We start from the raw sequence: 24374 nt of genomic DNA, 5'->3' as shown, positions 1-24374 counted from the left end.
CGACCGTGTCCGAACAGGCCACTCCCCGAACGGCGAACCGACCGGACCCACGGATCACGGCGCTGCGCCGGTTCGCGCTGTCCATCACCGTCTTCAACATCGTCGGGCACCTGCTGCTCGGCTTCGAGCAGGCGTACGTCACGCCGGTCGTGGCGGTGCTCACCGCGTACACGGTGGACCTGCTGCTGGAGACGGTCGAGGCGCGCGCCACCGGGCGCCCCGAGCGCTACCGGGGCGGGCCGGTCGCGCTGCTGAACTTCCTGCTGCCCGCGCACATCGCCGGCCTGGCCTGCGCCATGCTGCTCTACGGCAACCAGAGCCTGGCGCCCACCATGTTCGCCGCCGCGGTCGCCGTGAGCAGCAAGTACGTCATCCGGCTGCGGGTCCGCGGCAGCCTGCGGCACGTGCTCAACCCGAGCAACTTCGGCATCAGCGTGACGCTGATCCTGTTCAGCTGGGTCAGCATCGCCCCGCCGTACCACTTCAGCGAGGACGTGGACGGGCCGGTCGACGTGGTGATCCCGCTGGCCATCCTGGCCGCGGGCACCATGCTCAACGGCAAGTTGACCCGGCGGCTGCCGCTGATCCTGGGCTGGGCCGGCGGCTTCGTCCTCCAGGCGGTGCTGCGCTCGGTGTTCTTCGACGCGCACCTGGCCGCCGCGCTGCTGCCGATGACCGGGATCGCGTTCATCCTCTTCACCAACTACATGATCACCGACCCGGGCACGACGCCCGCCGCCCCGCGCCGGCAGGTGGTGTTCGGCCTGGCCACGGCGGCCGTCTACGGGCTGCTGGTGCTCGCCCACATCACCTTCGGCCTGTTCTTCGCGCTGGTCATCGTCTGCGGGCTGCGCGCCCTGGTGATCCTCGGCGCCAACCTCCGAGACCGGACGAAGGGCACCCCGACGCCGGCCCCCGAGCGGCCCGCCGGGGACCGGCCGACCGACGCCACCCCGGTCGACGTGGGTCAGCTGACGGTGCCCGCCGCCTGACCGCACCCCCTTTCGTACGAGCGCAAGGAGACCGTGATGGTCGACGACGACGTGGTGATCGTGGGCCTGGCCTGCCGCTACCCGGCGGCGGACAACCCGGCCCAGCTGTGGGAGAACGTCCTCAACCGGCGGCAGGCGTTCCGTCCGCTGCCGGCGGGCCGGCTGCCGCTGGCCGAGTACGGCGGCGACGGCCCCGACCGGACCACGGTCCGCCGGGCCGCGGTGCTGGACGGCTGGCGCTTCGACCGGGCCCGCTTCCGGATCCCGGGCAGCACCTTCCGGGCCGTGGACCTGTCCCACTGGCTGGCGCTGGAGACCGCCGCGGACGCCCTGGTCGACGCCGGCCTGCCGGAGGGGACCGGCACCGACCGGTCCCGGATCGGCGTGATCATCGGCAACTCGCTGACCGGCGAGTTCTCCCGGGCCGCCGCCATGCGGATCCGCTGGCCGTACGTGCGCCGGGCGGTGGCCGCCGGTCTGGTCGACGGGGGGTTGGCGACCGACGAGGTCGCGGCGCTGCTGGACCGCGTCGAGGAGCGGTTCAAAGCGCCGTTCCCGGTCCCCGGCGACGAGACCCTGGCCGGCGCGCTGGCCAACACCATCGCCGGCCGGATCTGCAACCAGTTCGACTTCCACGGCACCGGCTACACCGTGGACGGCGCCTGCGCCTCGTCCCTGCTCGCGGTGATCACCGCGGCGGAGGCGGTGGCCGCCGGCCAGCTCGACGTGGCGCTGGCCGGCGGGGTGGACCTCAGCCTCGACCCACTGGAGCTGGTCGGCTTCTCCCGGGTCGGTGCGCTGGCCGGGGACGAGATGCGGGTGTACGACGCCCGGCCCACCGGGTTCCTGCCCGGCGAGGGCTGCGGCGTGGTGGTGCTCGCCCGGGCCGGGTACGCGCTGGAGCGGGGGCTGCGCCCGTACGGGCGGCTGCTCGGCTGGGCATCCTCGTCCGACGGCAGCGGCGGGCTGACCCGGCCGGAGGAGAGCGGCCAGCGGCTGGCGCTGCGCCGGGCGTACGACCGGGCCGGCATCGAGCCCGGCGCGGTCCGGCTGGTGGAGGGACACGGCACCGGCACCGCCGTCGGCGACGAGGCGGAACTGCGGGCGCTGCTCGGCGTACGCGGACCGGCCGCGTCCCCGGCGGTGCTGGGCAGCATCAAGGCGAACATCGGGCACACCAAGGCGGCGGCCGGGGTGGCCGGTCTGATCAAGGCGGTGCTGGCCGTGCACCGGGAGGTGCTGCCGCCGACCACCGGCTGCCACCGGCCGCACCCGCTGCTCGCCGAGGGTGGTGGGCTGCGGGTCGTCGACGAGGCCCGGCCCTGGCCGGCCGGCGAGCGGTACGCCTCGGTCAGCGCCATGGGCTTCGGTGGCATCAACACGCACGTGGTGCTCGGCGGGACGACCGCGTCGACGCCCCGGCCGCTCAGCGCGCACGTGCGGCGGCTGGGCCGGCCGCACCCCGACCACGAGCTGGTGGTCTGCGGGGCGCCGGACGCGGCGGCGCTGACCGGGCTGCTCACCCGGCTCCGGGCGGCGGCGACCGCGCTGTCCCGCCCCGAGCTGACCGACCTGGCCGCCGGCCTCGCCGCCGGCCACCGGGGGGACGCCCCGGCCCGGTTCGCCGCCGTCGTCCGCGACGCCGACGGGCTGGTGGCCGCCGTCGACCGGGCGCTCGGGCACCTGGCCGAGGGCGGCCGGCGCCTGCTCGACCCGCGTCACGGCGTGTTCCTGGTGGTCGGCCGGGCGCTGCGGGTGGGGCTGCTCTTCCCGGGCCAGGCCGCCCCGGTGCACGCCGACCGGGGGGCGCTGGGTCAGCTGCTCGACGACGCGGCCGCCCGGATCACCTCCGGGCCTGATTCGGCCGCCGCGTCGCCGGGCGGGGGTCCGGAGCGAATGCGGGCCGCGCCGCCGGTGCCGGCCGACACGGCGGTGGCCCAGCCGGCCATCGTGGCCGACAGCCTGGCCGGGATCCGCTGGCTGGACCGGCTCGGCGCCCGGCCGGTCGGCGCGCTCGGCCACAGCCTGGGCGAACTGGCCGCGCTGAGCTGGGCCGGCGCGCTGGACGCCGAGGACGCCCTGGCCCTGGCCCGGTCGCGCGGTGTGGCCATGTCCACCGCGACGGAGGTGCCCTCGGGGATGCTGTCGCTCCGGGCCGACCTGACCGCCGCCCGGGAGCTGGCCGCCGGGACCGGCGCGGTGGTGGCCGCGGACAACGGCGAGCGGCACGTGGTGGTGGCGGGCGCCCGCCCGGAGCTGGACCGGGTCGCCGCGGCCGCCCGGCGCGCCGGGATCGAGGCGACTCCGCTGGCCGTCTCGCACGCCTTCCACTCCCCGCTGATGGGGCCGGCCGCCGAGGCGTTGCGCGGGGCGGCCGGGCGGATCCCCTGGCGGCGGCCGGAGCGGCCGGTGGCGTCCACGGTCACCGGGGCGTGGTGGGCCGACGAGGACCCGGTGGAGGTGCTGGTCCGGCAGCTCACCGGGCCGGTCCGGTTCCGCGAGGCGCTCGGCCTGCTCGACGCCGACCTGCTGGTCGAGGTCGGCCCGGGGCAGATGCTCGCCGCGCTGGCCGAGGCTGCGGGGCGTACCGCGGTCAGCCTGGACGTCGGCGCGGCGAGCGCGGCCGGCGTGGCCGCCGGGACCGCGGCCCTCTTCGCCGCCGGTGCGGTCGGCGACGTGACGCCCTTCTTCGCCGCGCGCTTCACCCGCCCGTTCGACCTCGACCGGGAGCGGGACTTCCTGGTCAACCCGTGCGAGCGGGAGGTACCCGCGGTGGCCCTGCCGGCGTCCCGGCCCGCGACGCCGGACCCGCGCCCCCGGCCGGTCCCGGCGGCCCGTGCGGCCGACGGCCGAAGCACCCCCGAGCTGGTCGCCGCCCGGGTGGCGGACCTGGCCGAACTGCCGGCCGCCGAGGTGGGCCCGGGCACCCGACTCCTCGCCGACCTGCACCTGAACTCGATCCGGGTCGGTCAGCTCGCCGCCGAGATCGCCGGGGAACTGGGCCGGGCGCTGCCCGCCACGCCGTTGTCCCTGGCGAACGCCACGGTGGGCGAGTTCGCCGCCGCGATCGAGGGGCTGCCGACCGCCGACGAACCCGCCGCCGAGCTGCCCGCGGCCGGGGTCGGCCCCTGGGTCCGGGTGTTCCGCCACCACCTGGTGCCCCGGCCGGCCACCGCCGCCCCGGCCGCCGAGGCGCCCCGCTGGGAGGTGGTCGGCCCGCTGGCCGGGCACCCGCACGCCGAGGCGGTGCGGACCGCGTTCCGGGTCGACGCCAGGGCGCCGACGGGCCGCCTGCTCGCCCTGCCGCCGGGGGTCGCCGACATCCCGACCGCCGACGTGGTCGCCGCGCTGCGCGCCGCAGCGACCGACGGCCGGCCGCTGGTGGTGCTGCACCACGGCGGCGTCGGCGCGGCCGTCGGCCGCAGCCTGGCTGCGGAGACCGACGTGCCGGTGCTGGTCGTGGAGACCCCGCCGGGCCCGGCCGGGGTCCGCCTGGCCGCCGCCGAGGCGTCCCGGCAGTGGTCGGGCTACCAGGAGGTGGTGTACGGCGCAGACGGCGTACGCACCGTGCCGGTGACCCGGCTGCTGGACGGGCAGCCCCGCACCGACCGGCGGATCCCGCTCGGCCCGGGCGAGGTCTGCCTGGTCACCGGGGGCGCGAAGGGGATCGGGGCGGCCTGCGCGGCGGCCCTCGGCGAGGCCACCGGGGCACGGCTGGTGCTCTTCGGCCGCAGCCCCGCCGACGACCCGGAGGTGGTCGAGGCGGTACGCCGCACCGGCGCGGTCTACCGGTCGGTGGACCTGACCGACCCGGCGGCGGTGGGCGCGGCGGTCACCGCCGTCCGCGCCGAGCACGGCCCGGTGCGCGGGCTGCTGCACGCGGCCGGGCGCAACGAGCCCGTGCCGGTGACCGAGCTGACCGCCGCGGAGCTGGACCGCACCCTCGCGCCGAAGGCGTACGGCTTCGAGCACGTGGTGGCCGCGTTGGACGCCGACGAGCTGCGCTTTGCCGTGGCGTTCGGCTCGGTCATCGGCCGGGCGGGGCTCCCCGGCGAGGCCGCGTACGCCACCGCCAACGAGTACCTCTCCCGGCGCTGCGCCGAGCTGGCTGCCACCGTGCCGCAGGTGCGCTGGCTGAGCATCGAGTGGTCGGTCTGGTCCGGGACCGGGATGGGCGTCCGACTGGGCGTGCTCGACGGGCTGCTCCGGCGCGGGGTCAGCCCGATCCCGCCGGACGAGGGCACCCGCCTGCTGCTGGAACTGCTCGCCACGCCCGCGCTGCCGCCGGTGGTGCTGGTGGCCGGCCGGCTGCCGGTGAGCGACACCCTGGAGTGGGACGAGTGCGCCGAGGAGCACGGCCGCTTCCTGGAGTCGCGGCTGATCGGCACGCCCTGCGTGGAGCTGGTCGCCGAGGTGCGGCTCTCCCTCGGCGCCGACCCCTACCTGGACGACCACCGGATCGACGGCGCCGCCGTGCTGCCCGCGGTGCTCGGGCTGGAGGCGATGGCGCAGGCCGCCGCCGCGCTCGGCGCGAAGCAGGTGCCCACGGTGATCCGGGACGTGGCGCTGACCCGCCCGGTGACCGTCGGCGACCGGGAGCCCCGGCCGGTCCGGGTGGCCGCGCTGACCGCCCCGGACGGCACGGTCCGGGCGGCGGTACGCAGCGCCGAGACCGGCTTCGCCGTGGACCACCTCACCGGCACGTACGGCGGGGCGGTGACCTCGGGCGAGCCGGTGCCGCCACCCTCGACCGGGCTGCTGGTGCCCGGAGGTCCGCTCTACGGCCCGGCCTTCTTCCACGGCCCCCGGTTTCAGCGGGTGGCCGGCTACCACGGGCTGAGCGCGTACCGGTGCGTGGCCGAGGTGCACGCCGAGGCGGGGACCTGGTTCGGCGGGTTCCACGACCAGCGGCTGCAGCTGGGCGACCCGGGGGTGCGGGACGCCTTCCTGCACCTGCTCCAGGCGTGCGTGCCGGACCGGCGGGTGCTGCCGGTCGGGGTGGACCGGATCGACATCCACGCCCGCCCGGAGGGCACCCTGACCGTCCACGCCCGACAGGTCGCCGAGACGGGCGACGAGTTCCGCTTCGACCTCACCGTCATCGACGCGGACGGCTCGCCGGTGGAGCGCTGGACCGGGCTGCGGCTGCGGGCGGTCGGCCCGGTGGACAACGCGGTCTGGCCGACCGAGCTGGTCGGGCCGCTGGTGGCCCGTCGGCTGCGCCGCTGGCGGCCGGAGCTGCGGGTGGACCTGGCCGCCGCGCCGGCCGGGCGGACCGACCGGGACCGCAGCCGGGCGCTGGCCGGCTGGCTGCTCGGCGGCGAGGTACGCGCCGACGCGACCGGCCGGCTCCGGCCCGGCGTACCGGCCACGCCGCTGGGCTGGCGCGGGATCAGCGTGAGCCACCTCGACGGGCACCTGCTGACCGCCACGGCGGACCGCCCGGTCGGCGTGGACTGGGAGGCGGTCACCCCCACCCCACCGTTGCCCGAGGCTGCGGCCCGGGTCGCCGAGGCGCTGGCCCGGCTCACCGGTGAGGACGCGGGAACCGCCGGGACCCGGGTGTGGACCGCGCTGGAGGCGCTGGTGAAGGCGGGCGCGGCGGTGGACGCCCCGCTGGTGCTGCGCGACGAGACCGGACCGGACGGCTGGGTGGCGCTGCACGCCGGCCGGCACGCGGTGTACGGAACGGTCGTGCCGGCGACGCCCGGGCCGGTCGCGGTGAGCCTGGCCGTCGCCACGGACGCCGACGGGGAGGCGTGAGGAGATGCCCGACAGCTACGTCCACCGGCACGTGGTGACCTTCGACGAGACGAACCTGGTGGGGAACGTCTACTTCGCCCACTACCTGCACTGGCAGGGGCACTGCCGGGAGCACTTCCTGGCCGAGCACGCGCCCGGCGTGATGGCCGCGCTGGCCGACGGGCTGGCCCTGGTGACCGTCGACTGCCACGCCGACTTCTACGCCGAGGGCAACGCCTTCGACGAGGTCGAGGTGCGGATGATGCTCGACCGGCTGGACGGTCACCGGATCGCGATGTCCTTCGACTACGTCCGGGTGGCGCCCGGCCCGCCGACGCTGCTGGCCCAGGGCCGCCAGACGGTGGCCTGCATGCGCCGGGGCGGGCACGGCCTGGAACCGGTGGAGGTCCCGGCCGAGCTGCGCCGGGCCCTGAGCCGGTACGCGGTGGTGGCCCGATGACCGTCGGCATCCTGGGCCAGGGCCGGATGGGCCGTGGGCTGGCCGAGGCGCTCCGGCAGGCCGGCCGCCACTCCCTCCTGGTGCCGGGGCGGGGCGACCCGCTCCGGGTGGCCCGGCTGCTCGACCGGGCCGCGCTGGTGGTGCTCGCGGTGCCGTTCCCGGCCGCGGTCGAGTTCCTGCGCGGGCCGGCCGGGCGGCGCGGCCGCGGCCGCACCCTGGTCGACCCCACCAACCCGGTGTTCTGCGAGCCGCCGCTGGTGCCGCCCGGCCGCTCCGGCGGCGAGCTGCTGGCTGAACTCGCCGCCGACCGGGCCGCCGGGCCGGGCCACCCGGGCGAGGGCTGGCGGGTGGCGAAGGCGTTCAACACGGTGCCGGCCGGGGTGCTCGCCCGCTGCCGGGTCAACGGCCTGCCGGTGTCGCTGCCCGTCGCCGCCGACCATCCGGCGGCGGTGCGGGACGTCTTCGCGCTGGCCGAGGCACTGGGCTTCGCGCCACTGGACGCCGGGGGCATCCGGGCGGCCCGCCACCTGGAGGCGCTGACCGGGCTGTTGATGGCGGTCAGCGACCGGCAGGGCCTGCGCGGTCAGGTGTCCATCCACATCGGAGTGCCGAGCGGCGACCGTACCGTGCGGGAGACGGCGTGCCGGGCCGGCTGACCGGGTCAGCCGAGCGGGTTGCCGGCCAGCCCGAGCAACCGCAGGCAGCGCGACATGGCGGCCGGCGGCCCGGAGACCTGCACCGAGCCGGCGAGCACCGCCTCCAGCGGGTCCAGCCGCCGCACCCCGAGCTGGAAGAACGTCGTCGCGTCGGTCTTCACGTGCAGGGTCGGCTCCGACGCGGCGGTGGGGTGCAGGACCGCCCGGCCGCCCTCGACCACGACGTGGAACTGCTCGCCGTCGACGTCGAAGCCGTAGACCTCGTCGACGCCGGGGGCGCGGGCGTCGTCGAGCATCGCGTCGGTGGCCAGGATCGCCCAGGCCGGCCGGGTCACCGAGGCGGCCGGCGGCGGCTGGTGGGCGGCGTAGGTCAGACCGAAGCGGGCCAGGCTCAGCACCGGCTCCCGCATCCGCTCACCCAGCTCGGTCAGCGCGTAGCCCGCGGTCCGCCGCTGCGGGTCGAGCGGCCGGACCAGCCCCGCTTCGACGAGGAAGCCGAGCCGGTCGGCCAGGAGGTTGGTGCCGATTCCTTGCAAAGCATCGAGGAGTTCGCCGTAGCGACGGGGCCGGATCAGTAGCTCCCGGACGATCAGCAGCGTCCAGCGTTCGCCGAGAACGTCCAGCGCATAGGCCAGTCCGCACTGTTGGTCGTAGGTGCGTCGGTCCTTCAGCAGCCCCATCGCTCGCTCCCTTTCGGGCATTCCATCCCTTCACTATTCCATGGTTCCGGCCACGGAGAGGACCGCCAGATGACCGCCCTCGCCAGCTCCACTCGTACCGCACTAACCTCCACCCGACGTCGACCCGTCGCCGCCGTCGCCGGCGTGCTCGGCGGCCTGCTGCTCGCCGTGCTCTGGTCGTTCGAGTTCGTCGACCACGTGATCGGCGACAACGTCGCCAACTCGGTGCTCGGCACCGACGCCAAGCAGAGCGCCATCGCCGGCTCCGCGGCCGGGGTGGTGTTCGCCTTCGTCTCCGGGTTCGCCGGCACGTTCACCGCCTGCAACATCGCCGTGTTCGGCGCGCTGCCGGATGTCGCCGAGTGCTCGGCCGGGCCGCGCCGTGGCCGGCTGGCCGCCGCGTTGACCCCGCTGGGCTGGCTGGCCCTCGGGCTGGTCTCGGTGGCGGCGGTGTACGGCTTCCTGGCCGTCCTGATCGGCTCCCGGCTGCCACAGCTCTCCACCGACACCGTGGGCGACGGCCTCCCGGTCCGGCTGGTCCAGGCGTCCGTGGTGTTCGGCGTGATCGGGCTGGCCTTCGCCTGGCTCGGGCTGGCCGCGCTGGGCCTGCTCCCCGACCCGTTCGCCGGCCGGCCGGTGGCCCGGCTGGTGACGCTCGGCGCGCTGGTCGGCGGCTTCCTGGTGGGCCGCCCGTACCCGCTGTTCCACAAGCTGCTGGAGCAGGCCGTGGAGAGCCACAACCCGTTCTACGGCGCGCTGGTGCTGGTGCTCCAGTCGCTCGGCAACGTGCTGATCATGGCGGTGCTGGCCCTGGTGCTGGTGCTCGGCACCCGCGGCGCCTTCCAGCGCTGGCTGTCCCGCCCCGGCCGGGCCGCTCTGCTGGTCGGGGTCAGCCTCCTGGCGCTGGGCGCGTTCCTGGTCTTCTACTGGGATGTCCGCCTGCCGGCCATGTTCGGCTACGGCTGGTTCCCGACCATGCCGTGGAACGCCTGATGCTCCCCGGCTCCGCTCTCCGCCCCGGTGGCCGCCGCCAGCGCCACCGTGCGGAGCAGCCGGAAGCGCGGGCCGTCGGGCCCGGGCTTCGGGTCCAGCAGGGACTCGTCGACCAGCCGGTCCAGCACGGCCCGGAGCCGGGCCGGGGGGACCAGGTCGGCGCAGCGGGCGGCCGCCTCGCCCAGCGAGAAGCACCGGTCCCCGCCGCCGAGCCGGACCAGGCAGGCCCGGTCGACCGGGGCGAGTGCCGCCAGGCTGCGGTGCAGCGCGGCACGCAGGGAGCGGTGGTGCTGCGGATGGCCACGCCGCTGCGGCCGCAGCTCGTCCAGCGGGTCGTCGACCCGGCGCAGCACCCCGTCGAGGCTGTCGGTGTAGAGGCAGGCGGCGGCGAGTTCGATGGCCAGCGGCAGGCCGTCCAGCCCGCGGCAGATCCGCGCCACGGTGACGGCGTCCGCCGGGGAGAGGCGGAAACCGGGCCGGACCAGCCCGGCCCGGTGGGCGAAGAGGCGGACGGCGGGGTTGTCGGTCAGCGCGTCCGGGGTGTCGACCTCGGGCAGCGGCAGCGGCGCCAGCCGGAACACCGCCTCGTGGGCGAGCCCGAGCCGGCGGCGCGAGGTGACCAGCATGGCCGTACGCGGGCAGCGGTGCAGCGCGTGCTCCACCATCTCGCCGGCCCGGGCGCCGAGGTGCTCGACGTCGTTGAGCACCAGCAGCATCCGCTGGTCCCCGACGGCGCGCAGCGGGTCGGCGGTCGGCCCCGGCAGCTCCAGCGTCTCGGCCAGCAGGCGCAGCACCTCGCCGCAGTCCCGCGCCTCGGCCGCGTCGACCGTGGCCACCCCCTCGGGGAACGCGGCCGCGACCCGTTCGGCGACCGCCAGCCCGGTGGCCGACTTGCCGCAGCCGGCCGGCCCGACGATCGTGACGTGCCGGTGCGCGACCAGCAGCGTGGCGCAGCGGGCGACGTCGTCCTCCCGGCCGATCAGCGGACCGATGGCCGGGCCGGGACCGCGCCAACCGGGCCGCCGGTCGGGTGGCCCCGCGTCCGGGGCGGCCGGGGCGGGCGGTTCGACGCCCGGCTCCGGCTCGTCACCGGCGTGCAGCAGGGCCGCGTACATCCGGCGCAGCTCCGGGCCCGGCTCCACCCCGAGTTCGGCGCGGAGGCGGGCCCGGACGTTCAGGTAGTGGTGCACGGCGGCGGCCCGCTGCCCGCTGCGGGTGAGCGCCTCCAGGTAGCGGGCCTGCACCGCCTCCTGGAGCGGCTCGACGGCCGCGAGCTGCTGGGCCACCGGCAGCACCACCGACGCCTGCCCGAGGGTCAGGCCCACCGTGACGTGACGCAGGCCGGCGTCGACCCAGTCGTCGCGCAGCGCGGTGAGGTGTCGGGGACTGGCCAGCAGGCCGCCGAGGTCGGCGAGGGTCGGGTCCTGCCAGAGCCCGAGCGCCGCGTCGAGCAGTTCGAAGGCCTCGTGCGGGTCACCGGCCGCCTGCCGGGCGCGGGCCCGGCCGAGGAGCTGCTGGAAGTGCGACGCGTCGACGCGTTCCGGCGGCACGTCGAGCCGGTAGCCGCCGGGCACCGAGGCGATGACGTTGGTCCGGGCGCGCGGCGCGGTGTCCGGCTCCAGCACCTGGCGCAGCCGGGCCACGTACGTCCGGACGAGATGGTCGCCGCTGGCCGGGGCGTCGTCACCCCAGACCGCCTCGGTGAGCGCGCCGAGCGGCACCGGCTGCCCGGGATGCAGGGCGAGACAGCCGAGGACCGCGCGCTGCCGGGACGGGCCCAACGGGACCTCCGTGGTGTCGCGGAACGCGGCGACCGGGCCCAAAACCCTTATCCGGACAGTGTTCACGGCAGCGCCCATCGTCGCCTCCCCCCATCAAGAGGCTATGGGATCTATAGAACCCTGTCCATGACAGTGCGCCACCTCTGGATTACCCAACGCACATCCCCACCGTGCCCAAGGAGGCGTTGATGCTCCCGGAGAACCCCCTCCCCGGCGACCGCCCCACCGGACTCTCCCGCACCATCCCCCGCCAGTCCCGCCTGGCCATGGCCACCCGAGGCGCGTTCGTGGTGGCCAGCAGCGCCGCGTACCTGCTGCCGGCGGCGGCCGGCGCGGCGGTGCTGAGACCCCTGCGCGGCCGCACCGCGGCGGCCCGCTTCTTCTATCGCCGGCTGGTCCGGCACCTGCAACGGCTCGGCCCGGCGCCGGTCAAGTTCGGCCAGATCATGGGCACCCGGCAGGACCTCCTGCCGCCCCTGCTCTGCGACGAGCTGGGGCGGCTGCACGACCGGGTCCGGCCGATGTCCGCCGGGCAGGTGCGCCGCGCGCTGCGCGACGCGTACGGCCCGGACCTGACCCGGCACTTCACCGAGATCGAGCCGACGGCGCGGGCCAGCGGCAGCATCGCCGGCGTCTACCGGGCCGTCCGGACGGACGGCCGGGAGGTGGCGCTGAAGCTGCAACGCCCCGGCATCCGTCGCCGGATGGCGCTCGACCTGGCCCTCATCCACGGCGCGGCGGCGCTGGCGGAGAAGCTGCCCCCGGGCCGCGGGGTGCCGCTGGCCGAGCTGACCGGTTTCGTCTGCGCGGCCGTGCTCGGGCAGCTCGACTTCGCCGGAGAGCGGGCCAACCTGGCCGAGCTGCGGCGCAACTTCGCCGAGTCCGACAACGTCTGGGTCCCGGCCACACTGCCCGAGCTGTGCCGGCCGAACTGCCTGGCCATGGAGTTCATCCCGGACCTGGTGGCCCGCCCGGTCGCCGAGATCGATCCGGCCCGCCGGCCCCGGCTGGCCGCCCGCACGGTGAGCGCCGTCTACCAGATGCTCTTCCTCGACGGCTTCGTCCACTGTGACCTGCACCCCGGGAACGTCTACTTCAAGGGACCCCGGGTGGTCCTGCTGGACGCCGGGTTCAGCATCCGGCTCAACCCGACCGTACGCCGGCAGTTCGCCGACTTCTTCCTCGGCCTGGCGCTGGGCCGGGGCCGGCAGTGCGGCGAGGTGGTGGTGGACAGCGCGGTCCGGGTGGCGCCGGACGCGGACGTCGAGGGCTTCATCGGCCGGGTGGCCGAGCTGGTCAAGCGGAACACCGGCGTGCCGGCCAAGGAGTTCCAGCTCACCCGCTTCGGCACCGAACTGTTCACCCTGCAACGGGACTTCGGCCTGTACGCCGCGTCCGAGTTCGTCTTCCCGCTGCTGTCCCTGCTGGTGATCGAGGGGACGGTCCGGGACCTCGACCCCGACATCGACTTCCAGGCGGCAGCCCGCCCGATGCTGCTGCGCGCCGCCGCCGAGACCGCCCACCTGGCCCCGCAACGCCGGGCGGGCTGACCGTCGCACCCCGAACCCAGGAGGAGACCGTGACCGACCGACCGCACACCGACCGCAACGGGCTGCTGACCAGCCTCAACGGCCGCCACCACCGGACCGCCGCGATGCTGTTCATGCTGGTGGTCCTCGGGCACTGGGCCGAGCACATCGCCCAGGCCGTGCAGATCTGGGGCCTCGGCTGGCCGGTGCCGAAGGCCCGCGGCGTGCTGGGCCTCCCGTTCCCGTGGCTGATCAGCTCGGAGTGGCTGCACTACGGCTACGCGCTGGTCATGCTCGTCGGCCTCTGGGCGCTGCGACCCGGCTTCACCGGCCCGGCCCGCACCTGGTGGACGGTGGCCCTGGCCATCCAGTTCTGGCACCACATCGAGCACCTGCTGCTGCTGATCCAGGCCCAGACCGGCGCGCACCTGGCCGGCCGGCCGGCGCCGACCAGCGTGCTCCAGTTCTGGTTCCCCCGCGTCCAGCTGCACCTGTTCTACAACGCGGTGGTCTTCCTGCCGATGGTCGTGGCCATGTACCACTACCTCCGGGACTCCGGCCGCCGGTCCACCGCGGCGGTGCCGGAGCGGGCCGCGTCGCACCGGGTGTCGGCATGACTCCAGCGGATCCCCGCCGGGGCGCGGCGCTGCGCCGCGTCCCGGCGGCGCTGGTGCTGCTGATCGGCGCGGTGGTGCTGCTGCGCCCGCTGTTCCGCGCGCCGGAGGACCCGGTGGTGGCCGCGACCCCGGCGCGCGGGGCGGTCCTCGCCGCCGCCCCGCCCGCCGTGGAACTGGCCTTCGGCAGCCGCCCCCGCCGGGGCGACGCGCACGTCACGGTCACCGCCGCCGCCGGGCAGCGGGTCGACCGCGGCGTGACCACCGTCCAGGACAAGGGGGTACGCGAGACGCTGCCCCCGCTCGGCGAGGGCTGGTACGTGGTGACGTACCACGTGACCCTGGCCGACGGGTCCGAGCCCAGCGGGGCGTACGCCTTCGCGGTCGGCCGCCCGGCCGGCCCGCCGCCGCAGGTGGACGCCGGGGCGGCGGCGCCGGCGGAGGCCGAGGGCCACGCCGGGCACGCCGGGCCGCCCGATCCGCTCACCCTGGCCGTGCTGGGCGCCAACGCCGTGATGCTGGTCGTGCTGGGCGCCCGGCTGGTGTGGTGGCGGCGCCACCGGAGGTCCTGATGACTGCCCTCCGCTCGCGCCGCCACCCGGACCTACCGGCTCCAGCCGTGCGGGCCGGCGTCGACCCGCTGACCGTTCCCGGTGCCGTTGAGGTCGGCCGGGATGTCCAGGTCCCGGCCGGGCGGCGCCGCCGGGAACGAGTCCCCGAACGCCCGCTGGCAGAGCATCGCGGCCCGGCCGAACGCGCCCACCCAGTAGCCGGTGAGGATCTTGCGCTCGTCCAGCGGCGGGGCGATCGTGCTCAGCGCCTCCCAGTTCGAGTGGAAGACCTGGATGATGCTGCCGCCCAGCCCGGCCGGCTCGATCCAGAGGTGCCCCTCCAGCTCACCCGGCCAGCCCGGCCGCCCGAGGCGGAACTCCAGCCGCGGCAGGTACGAGGGGAACTGCTGGTACGCCTCGACGTGCCGGGTGACCGTCATCGTGGCCACCCCGCTGGCGTCGCCGAGGATCAGGCCGACCTCGCTGCCGGCGTCCAGGCTGCCGCTGGTGCGGCTCAGCCAGAACTGGGTGGCCGGGGTCGAGGTGAGCAGCCCCCAGACCTCGAACGTGGTGCCCGGCAGTTCGGTCTGCACGTACGGGCCCATCCGGCGCCAGGGCCAGCGCCACGGCACCCCGGTGCGGATGTAGTCGGCGAGCTGGTCGAGGATGCCGGGCCAGCCCATGCCGTTCCAGGACCGCCAGTCCGAGGGCGGGTTGAACGCCTCCTCGACGACGGTGACCTGGGTGCCGTGCGGGGTCGCGGTGAGCTGCCAGGTCACCTCGGTGGCCGGACCCACCCCCACCCAGCGCCAGAGGTACGACAGGCGGCCCTCGCCGCCGGAGGCCGGCTCCCGCACGTCGCGGATCCGGCAGAAGAAGAACTCCCCGTCCTCGAAGTCGAGGATCGCCTCGCCGTCGGCGGTGGCCCACTCGCCCCGGCAGACCGCGAGCCACTGCGCGACCTGCTCGGGATCGGTGAGCGCCGACCAGACCCGGTCGGCGGGCGCGGGGATGTGGACCTGGCTGACCAGCCGCTCCCAGCGGTCCTGGGCCAGCGGATAGCCGCCGTTGCGGTGCAGCAGCGGGAAGTCATCGGGCTCCACCCCGGTGAAGCCCGGTCGGGGCTCCAGCCGGGGAGCGGGTGCGCTCCGGTCGTCCACGGGCATGCCAACCTCCGACTGTCGTCGCTCCTTCGGGTTGCCGCGCCCCGGCCCTGCTGGTGGGCGGGGCGGTCGTGCCGGTGCGGGAGACCGGCCGGAGCCGGCCTCCCGCACCGTGGGGAATCACATCTGGTCGGGCTGCAGGTAGCCGCCCATGTTGAACCGGAGGCTGGTCAGGTACGCGACCGGCTGGCCGTCCGGGTCGTTGACGTCGAGCAGCGGCATCATCCGGTAGATCTGCCCCTTGCCCGGGGCGCCCGCCGGCGGGATGCTGCGCACGTCGTCGATGGTCAGGATGATCGGCTCGCGGTTCATCAGCTTCAGCCCGAGCTTCGGCATGTCGAAGATCGCGCCGACCGCCATCCGGCAGGCCTTGGCCGACGGCCCCTCACCCGCGTACGGGTCGAAGGGGGTGCGGATCTGGCCGGCGGAGAGGCAGTCCGGGTTGAGCGTGACGGTGATCTTGCCGAGCTCCTCGCACTCACCGACCATCTTCATCTCGATGAGGTTGGTGTAGACCTCGGCGTCGGCCCAGTCGCCCGAGGTGGACGGCGACCGGACCACCCGCACCCAGCCGTCGAAGGCGACGGTGTACTCGCCCACGCCCGGCACCGCGAAGGTGTCGATCGAGTTGATGCCCAGGTTGTCGATGCCCGGCTCCGGCGGGGTCCACGGCACGACCGGGGCGCCGGCGTAGACGTTCGGCACGCCCTCGGTCTGGACCGGGCGACCGAAAAGAACGCTCTTGGTGCTCATCTCTGGTGTCCTCTTCCTTCGTTACGGCAGCAGGGAGGTGTGGTCGCAGCAGGTCAGGCCGGGCTGGTCCGCCACGCCGTCCTGGTTCATGTCGATCTCGCCGTCGACGGTCGAGTAGACGTCGCGGGAGTTCATGTCGATGACCCCGTCGCCGTCCCAGTCGTTCAGCTTCCCCTTGAAGGTGCCGAGGATGAACGCGTTGGTCATGTGGCCGATCTCCGGGTCGTGCAGCGTGGAGAGCACGCCGTTGCCCGGCTGGAGGATCTCCTCCATCGAGCGGCCGGCCACCCGGGCCAGGTTGATGTGGCCCCAGCCCTGGAAGCGACCGCGGACGTAGCGGATGGCCGCCTCGTCGTGGATCTGGAACTTCGGGTCGAGGTGCCAGGTGCCGTACCGGGCGAAGCCGATGTTGGCCTGGCGGGTGCCCTCGCTCGGGTCGTCGGCGCGGCCGGACTTGAAGAACGTCCGGGGCACCAGCGACTCGAAGAAGAAGTTGCCCCGGTCCCGGCGGGTGCGGTCGGTGAACCCGCGGAACAGGTAGTTGTCGCAGTGCGGCGAGCCGTCGGCGTGCAGCCCGTCGATGGTCTTGGCGATGACGAGCTGCCGCTCGCGGGTCGCCACGTTGGGGCAGGCGTGCGCCTGGCCGTAGATCCGGGCCAGGCCCTGCGGGGCCAGCGAGATCTTGCCCCAGTGCTGGTTGGAGTCGTCCAGCCGCACGTACAGGTCGCAGTGGATCAGCAGGTAGATGGTCTCGTCGAAGGTGCGGCCCGGGGTGAACTTGCCGCCCCGGCCGTCGAACGCCGGGTCACCCGTCTGCAGCTCGCTGCGGAACAGGTGCGACCACTCGGCGATCTCCGGGTCCGCGTCCTTGGCGAACTTGCTGAGGGTGGTCACCGCGTGGGCCCCGCCCAGCTTCTCGATGGCCCACAGGGCGTCCCAGCGGACCTCGCGGTTGGGGTCGTGCAGCACGGCCTGGCCGAGCAGCTCGATCGCGTCCGGCAGGTCGCGGTCGGCGTACTCGAACAGGGCCTGCTCGCGCATGGCCGCGTCGGGGTGGTTCAGCGCGGCGTCGCGCAGTTCCTGGTTGGTGCGGTTGTCCAGCCGGACCGCGACCTTGTTCAGCGCGTATCCGAAGTCGCTCGCCCAGGCTGCCGGGTCACCGGCGACGAAGCGCGGGTCCATCGCCGGCAGCGTGGTCCGGTAGGAGAAGTTGAGCGCGTCGCGCTGGTCCGCCGAGAGAGCGTCCAGGTTGACGGGAGCGGCCTCGGCCGGGACCGCCTCCTCCCACGCACCCTGGGCGCCCTCGGCGAGAGCACCCGGCGACTTGTTACAGAGATCGATTGCCATTGCTGCCTCCTTCGGCGCTTTCTGGCCTGGGCCTCGACGCTAGGGCCTCCGTGGTCCCTATAGTTCTTTCAAGTTGCTCAGCCCTGTGATTGCCTCAAGACCACTATCGATATATCTTTATGAAGTTGCTCAGCGGAAGGTGCCCCATGTCACCTGAGCCCCTCTCCCGCCCCTCCCGGATCGTCCTGCGGGCCCTGCGGCCCGCGCCGGCGCCCGTCCGGCCCACCCCCCGCGCGGCCCGCTGGCGGGTGACCGGGCCCGCCGACCATCCCCTCGTCCGGCATCTGCGCCGACAGCCCTATCCGGCGGCCGGCCCCGAGACCGACGTGCTGGTCCTGGAGGGACGCTGGCCGGACGGGGGCACCGCCGTGCTGCTCGACGCGTACCGGCGGGCGGGCCAACGGCAGCTCACCCTGGTCCACTGCGGAGCCGGCGGCGGCAGCCTGCTGCGCGGGCTCGCCGCCGGGGACGCCCGGCCCGTCGGCACGGTCGCGCTGGGCGAGCCCACCCCGGCGGCAGTGCGCCGGGCCGCCGGCCTGCTCGCCGCGCCGGCCGCCGGCGACGAGCTCACCGTGGCCGCCGACGGCACCGTGCACACCCTCGGTTGGCGGGCCGCCCCGCTGCCCGGCCGGGCAGCGCGGTTCGCCGGGGCCACCGTCCTGGTCACCGGCGGGCTGGGCGGGCTCGGCAGCCGCCTCGCCGTCGCGCTGGCCGCCGCCGGCGCCGTCCCGGTCCTGCTCGACGTGCGTACGCCGGGCGACGCCCCGCCCGACGTACGCCGGATGCTCACCGTGCTGCGCCGGCGCTGCGCGCGGGCCCGGCTGCTCACCGTGGACCTCACCGAGCCGGCGGCGGCCCGCGCCGCCCTGGCCGGGCTGCGGCCCACCGCGATCGTGCACTGCGCCGGCCGGATCGCCGGCGGCACCGGCGTACGACTCGGTCCCGCCGAGGTCGACGCCCTGGTCGCCGCGAAGGTCACCACGCTGGAGACGGTGCTCGCCGCGGTCCGCCCCAAGCGGCTGCGGGCGGTGCTCACCTTCGGCTCGCTCACCGCGCACGGCGCGCACCCGGGGCTCGCCGGCTACGCCCTCGCCAACGAGCTGCTGCACCGGGCCACCGCCCGGTACGCCGCCACCCACCCCGGGGTCCGCTGCTGCACCGCCGAGTGGTCGCTCTGGTCCGGCGCCGGCATGGCCCGGCAGGTGGCCCGGGTCGCCGCCCGGCAGCTCGGCATGGTGCCGGTGCCGGTGGCCACCGGGGTCGCCGCGGCCGTCCGGCTGCTCGCCGCACTGGTCGACGCCCCGCCCGAGGAGGACCTGCCCGACTCGCTGCTCGTCTACGGCGAGCGCCCCGGCACGCAGGGCGCCTGGTCGGGGCGGCCGGAGGGCGTACCCGGAGTGGACGCCGCCCTGGTCGTGCCGGCCGGCGGCGACCTCGACACCGCGATCCGCGCGGTGGCCGAGGCGGCGGCCGGCGGCGCCGCGTTGGTCCCGGACGGGACGGCCGGCCACGGCGTCCCGCTGCTGGTCCGGGCCACCGCGACCGGCGACGGGGTGGACTGCGTGGTCCGCTCCGGGACCGACCCGGACGGGCCGGCGCTGCGCACCTCCCGCTACCGACTGCTGCCCGCCGGCACCTGAGACGCCCGTCCGCCCGCTCCCGAAAGAGGTGAGAACGATGCCCGACGGATATCTGAAACTGCCCGACGACTGGGTGCGCGTGATGGTCAGCGTGCCGGCCCCGATCGGCGACGTGTGGGAGGCGGTGACCGACCCACGGCGGGTCGACCAGTGGTTCGGTCACCTGACCGCGCCCATGACGACCGGGGCGAGCAACCGGGTGGACTTCGGCGACGGCGACTTCTTCGACATCGAGGTCGACCACGTCGAGCCGCGCGACCGCCTGTTGTTCCGCTGGAGCTTCCTCGGCGTCGGCCCGGAGTGCCAGGTCGGCTGGACGCTGACCGGCGGCGCGGAGGCCACCACGCTGACCGTGGACGACAGCTGCCCGGGCCGCCCCGGGTCGGAGGTGGCCCAGCTCAAGGCCGGGTGGCTCGACTTCGTCGGGCGGCTGGCCCGCTACCTGGAGACCGGCAAGCCCTCCCGGTACGACTGGCGGCAGGAGATCGACGGCACCGTGGTGCTGCCGAACGGCTCCTGGCACCCGCTCCGCGAGGAGACCGTGGTGGACTGGCTCCCCATCGCCAGCAACGGCGCCGGCCCCGGCTGGTTCTTCGTGGTCGACGAGGAGGGCCCGCGCCGGTTCACCCTGCGCGACTGGCAACTCGACCGGGAGCAGGCGCTCCGCTTCGCGGTCGAGATCCCCGGCGCGCGTACGGTCACCGCCTGCCAGGTCCGGACCGACCCGGGCGAGCGAGGGCGCACGCTCTCCGTCTCCCACCAGGGCTGGCACCGGCTGGGCCTCAGCGACCTCCAGGAACGGACGCTGCGGCACCGGTTCGCCGCCACCTGGACGGCCGCGCTCGCGCTGGCCGAGGAGTGCGCCCGGACCCGGCAGGAGCTGCCGTGACCGCGCTGGCCCACGACCGCGCCACGGTCCGGGGCGACCGCAGCGAGCCGGCGCACGGGCGCGGCCGGCCGACGATCCTCCAGCAGCACCGGGACGCGGTCTCCCGGGTGATCCGGGCGATGCGGGACCGGCTCGACGAGCCGTGGACGCTGACCCGGCTGGCCCAGGTGGCGTACCTCAGCCCGTTCCACTTCAGCCGGGTGTTCCGGCTGGTCACCGGCACCCCGCCGGGGCGGTTCCTGTCCGCGCTGCGGATGGCCGAGGCGCGCCGGCTGGTGGTCTCCAGCCGGATGAACGTCACCGACATCTGCACCACGGTCGGCTACAGCAGCCTGGGCACCTTCACCACCCAGTTCACCGAGCAGGTCGGGGTCGGGCCGGGCCGGCTGCGCCGGCTGGACGCCGCGCACGGGGACCGTCCGCTGGAGCACGTGGTCGCCGCCGAGGCCGAGCCGGCGGACGAGGAGGACGCGGTGCCCGGCGGCGTGGTCACCGGCACCGTGCACACCCCGGCCGAGGATCCCCGGCTGGTGCTGGTCGGGCTCTTCCCCACCCCGCTGGCCCAGGGGCTGCCCGTCGCCTGCACCACCGTCACCGGCGACGGCCCGTTCGCCGTCACCGGCGTGCCCGAGGGCACCTGGCACCTGCTGGCCTGCGCGCACCCGGAGGCGGTCACCGTCGGCGAGGTACTGGCCGGCGCCCGCGATCCGGACGTCTGGGTCGGCGTGGCCGACGCGCCGGTGGCGGTACGCCCGGGCCGGACCACCGGCCCGCTGGCCGTGCGGCTCGCCCCGGCCCGCCCCATCGACCCGCCGATCCTCACCGGCCTGCCGGTGCTTCCCCTCGCCGCCCGTTCGTGAGCGCGGACGCGCCCGCGGTGGCCTCCCCCTGGTCGGGGAGGCCACCGCGCCCGGTGCGGGCGGTCAGGCGTGCGGGGTGGGCGCCGGCCCACCGACCCGCTGGAAGTCGACGTCGGGGCTGATCCCGCGCACCGTGCCCTCCACCACCAGCAGGGACATCAGCGGGAAGGCGAAGTCGGAGGCGGCGTAGATGCCGTACCGCTGCTGGAGGTCGTACACGCCGTTGCCGAAGACCGACATGTCGAACTCGTTGTCCGGGCCGGCGGTCCGGGCCACCAGCTCCGCCACGTCCCGGACGAAGCCGTCCCGGTCCAGCCCGGCGCCGGCGTCCACCGCGCTGGCCAGCACGATCTCCCCGCACCGCCGGCCGTCGCCGGCCCCCAGCCGGGCGAAGAACTCGCCGATCGCCGCCCGTACGCCGTCGGGCAGCTGAACGCAGTAGCCCGCGTCGAGGACGACCACCCGCTCGTCGCTGGTCAGGTAGAGGTTGCCCGGGTGCAGGTCGCAGTGGACGAATCCGGCGCCGAAGAAGAGCCGGTGCACGGCCGTCAGCACCACCCCGGCGAGATGCTCCCGGACCCGCGGGTCGAGCCGCTCGACGGTCCGTCCGTCCAGGTCGGGCACATACTCGAAGACCAGGCAGTTCGACGCCGACCGGTCCCGGTGCAGCCGGGGCACCCGGACCTCCGGCAGCTCCGCCAACTCGGCGCGGAGCCGCTCGCTGTTCGCCGCCTCGCGGTGGAAGTCGAGCTGGCCCAGGATCGCCGCGCTCAGGTAGCCGACCAGGTCGGCGATGGGCATGCCCTTCATCTTCGGCGCCCGCGCGGCCAGCCGCGCCATCAGCTCGACCAACCGCAGGTCCGCCCGCATCCGGTCGTCGATGCCGGGGCGCTTGAGCTTCAACGCCACCACCCTGCCGTCGTCCAGCACAGCCCGGTAGACCGAGGCGATGCTGCCGCTGGCCAGCGGCTCCGCGTCCACCGAGCGCAGCACCAGCCGGGGCTGCTCCGCCCGGGCCCGGCGCAGCGCCTCGCCGGCCGCCGCGGGGGACATCGGCGGCACCTCGTCGAAGAGGCTGCCGAGCCGGGCACACAGCGCGGGCGGCAGCGCGTCCCGGCGGGTGCCGGCGATCTGCCCGAACTTGACGAAGGTCGGCCCCAGTCGTTGCAGCGCCCGCACCATCCCCCGGTACCGGCGCTCGGCCGCCGCCTCGCGCCCCCGGGTCACCCGCAGCACAAGGGACGCCGGCAGGGTCCGCAGCGCCTCCCCGGACGCCACGGCGACGATGGCCAGCACCCGCAGGAACATCCGCAGCGACATCGGTCACTCCTCACTCGAAGGCGAACATCTCCGCCATCTGCCGCAGCCGGGGGCCGGCCGGGGCGCGGCGGATCATCTGCTCCCGGATCCAGCAGGCCACCGGGTTGCTCCACTGCCCGACCCGGCCGAGCATCCGGGCCTGGCGGGTCAGGCCGTCCGCCCGACTGCGGCGCGTCGCCTCGTAGCGCGGCAACGCCCGGGCCAGGTCGTGCTCGCGCAGGCAGCGGCCGAGCACCACGGCGTCCTCCAGTGCCTGGCAGGTGCCCTGGCCCAGGTTCGGGGTGCTGGGGTGCGCGGCGTCGCCGACCAGGACCACCCGGCCGGCGTGCCACCGGGGCACCGGCGCGCGGTCGTAGATGTCGGTGACCAGGATGTCCTCGTCCGGGGTGGCGGCCAGCACCTGCGGGATCGGCGCGTGCCAGCCGTCGAACCGGGCCGACCAGACCCGGCGGGGCAACTCCGCGCCCCACCCCCGGCGCAGCGGCAGAGTGGCGAACCAGTACGCCCGCCCCTCCGGCAGCGGGAAGAGCCCGAACTGGGCGGCCCGCCCCATGGTGAGCAGGCCCGGCGCGGCGCCGAGGTCGTACCGGGCGACGCCGCGCCAGACCGGGTAGCCGGCGTAGCGCAGCGGATCCGCCCCGCCGCCGAGCAACTGCCGGCGGATCGCCGAGCGGAGCCCGTCCGCGCCGACCAGGAGGTCGCCTTCCTCGGTGCCACCGTCGGCGAAGGTGGCGCGCACCCGGCCGCCCGCCTCGGTCCAGCCCACGCAGCGGGCGCCGGTGCGCAACATGCCGGGGGAGAGTTGAGCGCGCAGCGCCTCGACCAGGTCGGCCCGGAGCAGCGCCAGGCCCCGCCCCCCGAAACGTTCCGCCATCAACGGCCCGGGCACGTCGTCGAGGATCCGCCCGTCCGCAGCGCGGATCTGGTTGCCGTCGGCCGGGCAGCCGGCCGCCCGTACCGGCTTGTCGGCACCCACGGCGGCGAGCGCGGACAGCGCGTTCGGCCAGAGGGTGAGAGCCACGCCGGACGGCCCCGCGTCCGCCGCGCGGTCGAAGACCACCGCGTCCCAGCCCGCGTCCCGCAGGGCCAGCGCGGTCGCCAGGCCGGCCGGCCCGCCGCCGACGACGAGCGCCCGTCGAGTCGTCATGTCGCCCGCCTTTCCGGTCATCTGCGGAAACGGTAGAGCGGCGTGCCGGTGGGCCGGTTCTCGCCGATTGCTGTTCCGATTCGCCGGCCGGAAAGACAGCAACACCGGATAAGGGAAACGGCCGACAACGGGCGAGGATCGACAGGTGATCCCGGGTGCCGCAGCGACCCGGTACGACGGGCGCGCGGCCCGACCAAAAATTCGGAGGTTGCGGTGTCAGCACCTGACAACAAGGCGGTCGTGCGGCAACTCATCGACGCCTGGAACAACGGCGACATCAACGCCCTCATGACCTTCTGGTCCCCGACGATGGTGCACCACGGCCGGGCCGGCACCATCAGCGCCGAGGACACCGCGGCCGAGATGCGGCGGTTCCTCGACGCCTTCCCCGACCTGCGTATGGAGCTGCACAGCATCGTCTCCGAGGGCGAACTGGTGGCCACCCGGATGACCGTGCACGCCACGCACACCGGCGCCTACATGGGCATCCCGCCGACCGGCCGCCAGGTGAGCTGCGCGCTGATGGGGCAGCTGCGGATCGTCGACGGCGTCGTGGTCGACCACTGGGGTGTGGCCGACGCGCTCGGCATCCTCGTGCAGATCGGAATGCTGCCCTCCGAACTGTCCAACGCCTTTTCCTGAGTAGCCGGGCAATTTCGAGGGAACGGAGAGAACGACATGACCGGACACCACCCGGATCTGGCGCGGCGCAAGCGCGAGTTCGAGGAGACCGTGCGGAATTTCCGCAAGGCGGTGCTGTTCGACTACGACCTCACCGCGGTGCAGCACGTCCTCGCGCCGGGCTTCGTCGACCATTTCGCCCCGCCGTGGGACCCGCCGAGCCGCGACGGCGTGGCGCACCGGTTCAACCACGCGAACCAGGTGCTCACCACCCGCAAGGTCGAGGTGCTCGTGTCGGTGTGCGAGGGCGACATCCTGGCCCAGGCCATCCTGCTGCACTTCGAGCACACCGGGCCGTTCATGGGCATCCCGGCGACCGGACGCCGGTTCGAGATCGGCGGGTCCAACACCTTCCGGTTCGAGAACGGCAGGATCGCCGAGCACTGGGGCGTCTTCGACGTCGCGAAGATCCCCGACCTGCTGGCCGGGGAGCCGGGCGCGGCCGGCGGCTGGTCGTCCATGTGGGACCGCGAGGAGATCGGCACGACCGGCAAGGGCTGACGACCCGCCACCCCCGCTGGGGCCCCGCCGGCGATCCGGCGGGGCCCGCGTCATGGGTACGCCGACACGAGGCGA

Annotated in this window: 20 protein-coding genes; 13 read left to right on the top strand and 7 right to left on the bottom strand. The window is 75.3% G+C overall.

Translation table 11 applies throughout. The features are described 5' to 3' along the window. The first annotated feature begins 5 nt into the window (after nucleotides 1-5). Genes ACFYPD_RS12985 through ACFYPD_RS12970 form a run of 4 tightly spaced genes read left to right on the top strand, consistent with a single transcriptional unit; the run spans nucleotide 6 to nucleotide 7850 of the window. Nucleotides 6-992 carry an enediyne biosynthesis protein UnbU gene (locus tag ACFYPD_RS12985; protein WP_387112255.1) on the top strand — a complete coding sequence of 329 codons (987 nt, stop codon included), beginning with the start codon at nucleotides 6-8 and terminating at the stop codon, nucleotides 990-992. A 36-nt stretch (nucleotides 993-1028) separates the two neighbouring features. Next, the gene (locus tag ACFYPD_RS12980; RefSeq protein WP_387112252.1) at nucleotides 1029-6755 is read left to right on the top strand and encodes an SDR family NAD(P)-dependent oxidoreductase; all 5727 of its coding nucleotides are present in this window, start codon (nucleotides 1029-1031) and stop codon (nucleotides 6753-6755) included. Nucleotides 6756-6759: 4 nt separating this feature from the next. Then, a complete protein-coding gene (locus ACFYPD_RS12975) occupies nucleotides 6760-7194 on the top strand; it encodes an acyl-CoA thioesterase (RefSeq protein WP_387112249.1) in 435 nt (144 codons plus the stop codon). Beyond that, nucleotides 7191-7850 (top strand): NADPH-dependent F420 reductase, encoded by a 660-nt coding sequence (locus ACFYPD_RS12970; protein ID WP_387112246.1) that lies wholly within the window; start codon nucleotides 7191-7193, stop codon nucleotides 7848-7850. Before ACFYPD_RS12975 ends, ACFYPD_RS12970 begins: the two co-directional genes overlap by 4 nt. Nucleotides 7851-7855: 5 nt before the next feature. Here ACFYPD_RS12970 and ACFYPD_RS12965 read toward each other — a convergent pair whose 3' ends face one another. Further along, the gene (locus tag ACFYPD_RS12965) at nucleotides 7856-8530 is read right to left on the bottom strand and encodes a winged helix-turn-helix transcriptional regulator (protein ID WP_387112243.1); all 675 of its coding nucleotides are present in this window, start codon (nucleotides 8528-8530) and stop codon (nucleotides 7856-7858) included. A 69-nt stretch (nucleotides 8531-8599) separates the two neighbouring features. Here ACFYPD_RS12965 and ACFYPD_RS12960 point away from each other — a divergent pair, with 69 nt between their 5' ends. After that, entirely contained in the window at nucleotides 8600-9523 is a 924-nt protein-coding gene (locus ACFYPD_RS12960) for a hypothetical protein (RefSeq protein WP_387112240.1), read from the top strand. Here the strand turns inward: ACFYPD_RS12960 and ACFYPD_RS12955 are convergent. After that, nucleotides 9487-11382: a BTAD domain-containing putative transcriptional regulator gene (locus ACFYPD_RS12955; protein WP_387112237.1), complete on the bottom strand. Its 1896-nt coding sequence runs from the start codon at nucleotides 11380-11382 to the stop codon at nucleotides 9487-9489. The two genes, ACFYPD_RS12960 and ACFYPD_RS12955, sit on opposite strands and share 37 nt — an antisense overlap. A 110-nt stretch (nucleotides 11383-11492) precedes the next feature. Between ACFYPD_RS12955 and ACFYPD_RS12950 the strand changes: the two genes are divergently transcribed. Genes ACFYPD_RS12950 through ACFYPD_RS12940 form a run of 3 tightly spaced genes read left to right on the top strand, consistent with a single transcriptional unit; the run spans nucleotide 11493 to nucleotide 14019 of the window. Continuing rightward, nucleotides 11493-12854, top strand: coding sequence for an ABC1 kinase family protein (locus ACFYPD_RS12950; RefSeq protein WP_387112235.1), 1362 nt, complete (start codon nucleotides 11493-11495; stop codon nucleotides 12852-12854). A gap of 29 nt (nucleotides 12855-12883) precedes the next feature. Continuing rightward, nucleotides 12884-13450, top strand: coding sequence for a hypothetical protein (locus ACFYPD_RS12945; RefSeq protein ID WP_387112233.1), 567 nt, complete (start codon nucleotides 12884-12886; stop codon nucleotides 13448-13450). Then, nucleotides 13447-14019, top strand: coding sequence for a copper resistance protein CopC (locus ACFYPD_RS12940; protein ID WP_387112230.1), 573 nt, complete (start codon nucleotides 13447-13449; stop codon nucleotides 14017-14019). The genes ACFYPD_RS12945 and ACFYPD_RS12940 overlap by 4 nt, the downstream gene beginning before the upstream one ends. A gap of 32 nt (nucleotides 14020-14051) precedes the next feature. Here ACFYPD_RS12940 and ACFYPD_RS12935 read toward each other — a convergent pair whose 3' ends face one another. The 3 genes from ACFYPD_RS12935 to ACFYPD_RS12925 all read right to left on the bottom strand — a co-directional run bounded on the left by ACFYPD_RS12935 (nucleotide 14052) and on the right by ACFYPD_RS12925 (nucleotide 17261). Then, nucleotides 14052-15164: an SRPBCC domain-containing protein gene (locus ACFYPD_RS12935; RefSeq protein ID WP_387112227.1), complete on the bottom strand. Its 1113-nt coding sequence runs from the start codon at nucleotides 15162-15164 to the stop codon at nucleotides 14052-14054. Nucleotides 15165-15281: 117 nt separating this feature from the next. After that, nucleotides 15282-15914 carry a DUF6073 family protein gene (locus tag ACFYPD_RS12930; RefSeq protein ID WP_357343664.1) on the bottom strand — a complete coding sequence of 211 codons (633 nt, stop codon included), beginning with the start codon at nucleotides 15912-15914 and terminating at the stop codon, nucleotides 15282-15284. 21 nt (nucleotides 15915-15935) lie between these two features. Beyond that, nucleotides 15936-17261 (bottom strand): HEAT repeat domain-containing protein, encoded by a 1326-nt coding sequence (locus ACFYPD_RS12925; protein ID WP_387112224.1) that lies wholly within the window; start codon nucleotides 17259-17261, stop codon nucleotides 15936-15938. Nucleotides 17262-17407: 146 nt separating this feature from the next. Between ACFYPD_RS12925 and ACFYPD_RS12920 the strand changes: the two genes are divergently transcribed. The 3 genes from ACFYPD_RS12920 to ACFYPD_RS12910 are packed head-to-tail and all read left to right on the top strand — an operon-like array spanning nucleotide 17408 to nucleotide 20650. Then, nucleotides 17408-18901, top strand: a complete 1494-nt coding sequence (locus ACFYPD_RS12920) for a KR domain-containing protein (protein WP_387112221.1) — start codon at nucleotides 17408-17410, stop codon at nucleotides 18899-18901. Between the two features lie 37 nt (nucleotides 18902-18938). Further along, nucleotides 18939-19790 (top strand): SRPBCC domain-containing protein, encoded by an 852-nt coding sequence (locus tag ACFYPD_RS12915; protein ID WP_387112218.1) that lies wholly within the window; start codon nucleotides 18939-18941, stop codon nucleotides 19788-19790. Continuing rightward, nucleotides 19787-20650, top strand: coding sequence for a helix-turn-helix transcriptional regulator (locus tag ACFYPD_RS12910; protein WP_387112215.1), 864 nt, complete (start codon nucleotides 19787-19789; stop codon nucleotides 20648-20650). Before ACFYPD_RS12915 ends, ACFYPD_RS12910 begins: the two co-directional genes overlap by 4 nt. A 63-nt stretch (nucleotides 20651-20713) precedes the next feature. Here ACFYPD_RS12910 and ACFYPD_RS12905 read toward each other — a convergent pair whose 3' ends face one another. Next, a complete protein-coding gene (locus ACFYPD_RS12905) occupies nucleotides 20714-21970 on the bottom strand; it encodes an ABC1 kinase family protein (protein ID WP_387112213.1) in 1257 nt (418 codons plus the stop codon). Between the two features lie 10 nt (nucleotides 21971-21980). Then, entirely contained in the window at nucleotides 21981-23117 is a 1137-nt protein-coding gene (locus ACFYPD_RS12900; protein ID WP_387112210.1) for an FAD-dependent monooxygenase, read from the bottom strand. A 213-nt stretch (nucleotides 23118-23330) separates the two neighbouring features. Here ACFYPD_RS12900 and ACFYPD_RS12895 point away from each other — a divergent pair, with 213 nt between their 5' ends. Together ACFYPD_RS12895 and ACFYPD_RS12890 are read left to right on the top strand one after the other, a co-directional pair. Then, nucleotides 23331-23759, top strand: coding sequence for an ester cyclase (locus ACFYPD_RS12895; protein ID WP_387112207.1), 429 nt, complete (start codon nucleotides 23331-23333; stop codon nucleotides 23757-23759). Between the two features lie 36 nt (nucleotides 23760-23795). After that, nucleotides 23796-24299 (top strand): ester cyclase, encoded by a 504-nt coding sequence (locus ACFYPD_RS12890; RefSeq protein ID WP_387112204.1) that lies wholly within the window; start codon nucleotides 23796-23798, stop codon nucleotides 24297-24299. Nucleotides 24300-24374: the final 75 nt, after the last annotated feature.

The sequence above is a fragment of the Micromonospora sp. NPDC005299 genome (genome assembly GCF_042872345.1).
Lineage (GTDB): Bacteria > Actinomycetota > Actinomycetes > Mycobacteriales > Micromonosporaceae > Micromonospora.
This window is presented reverse-complemented; position numbering and strand designations above follow the sequence as displayed.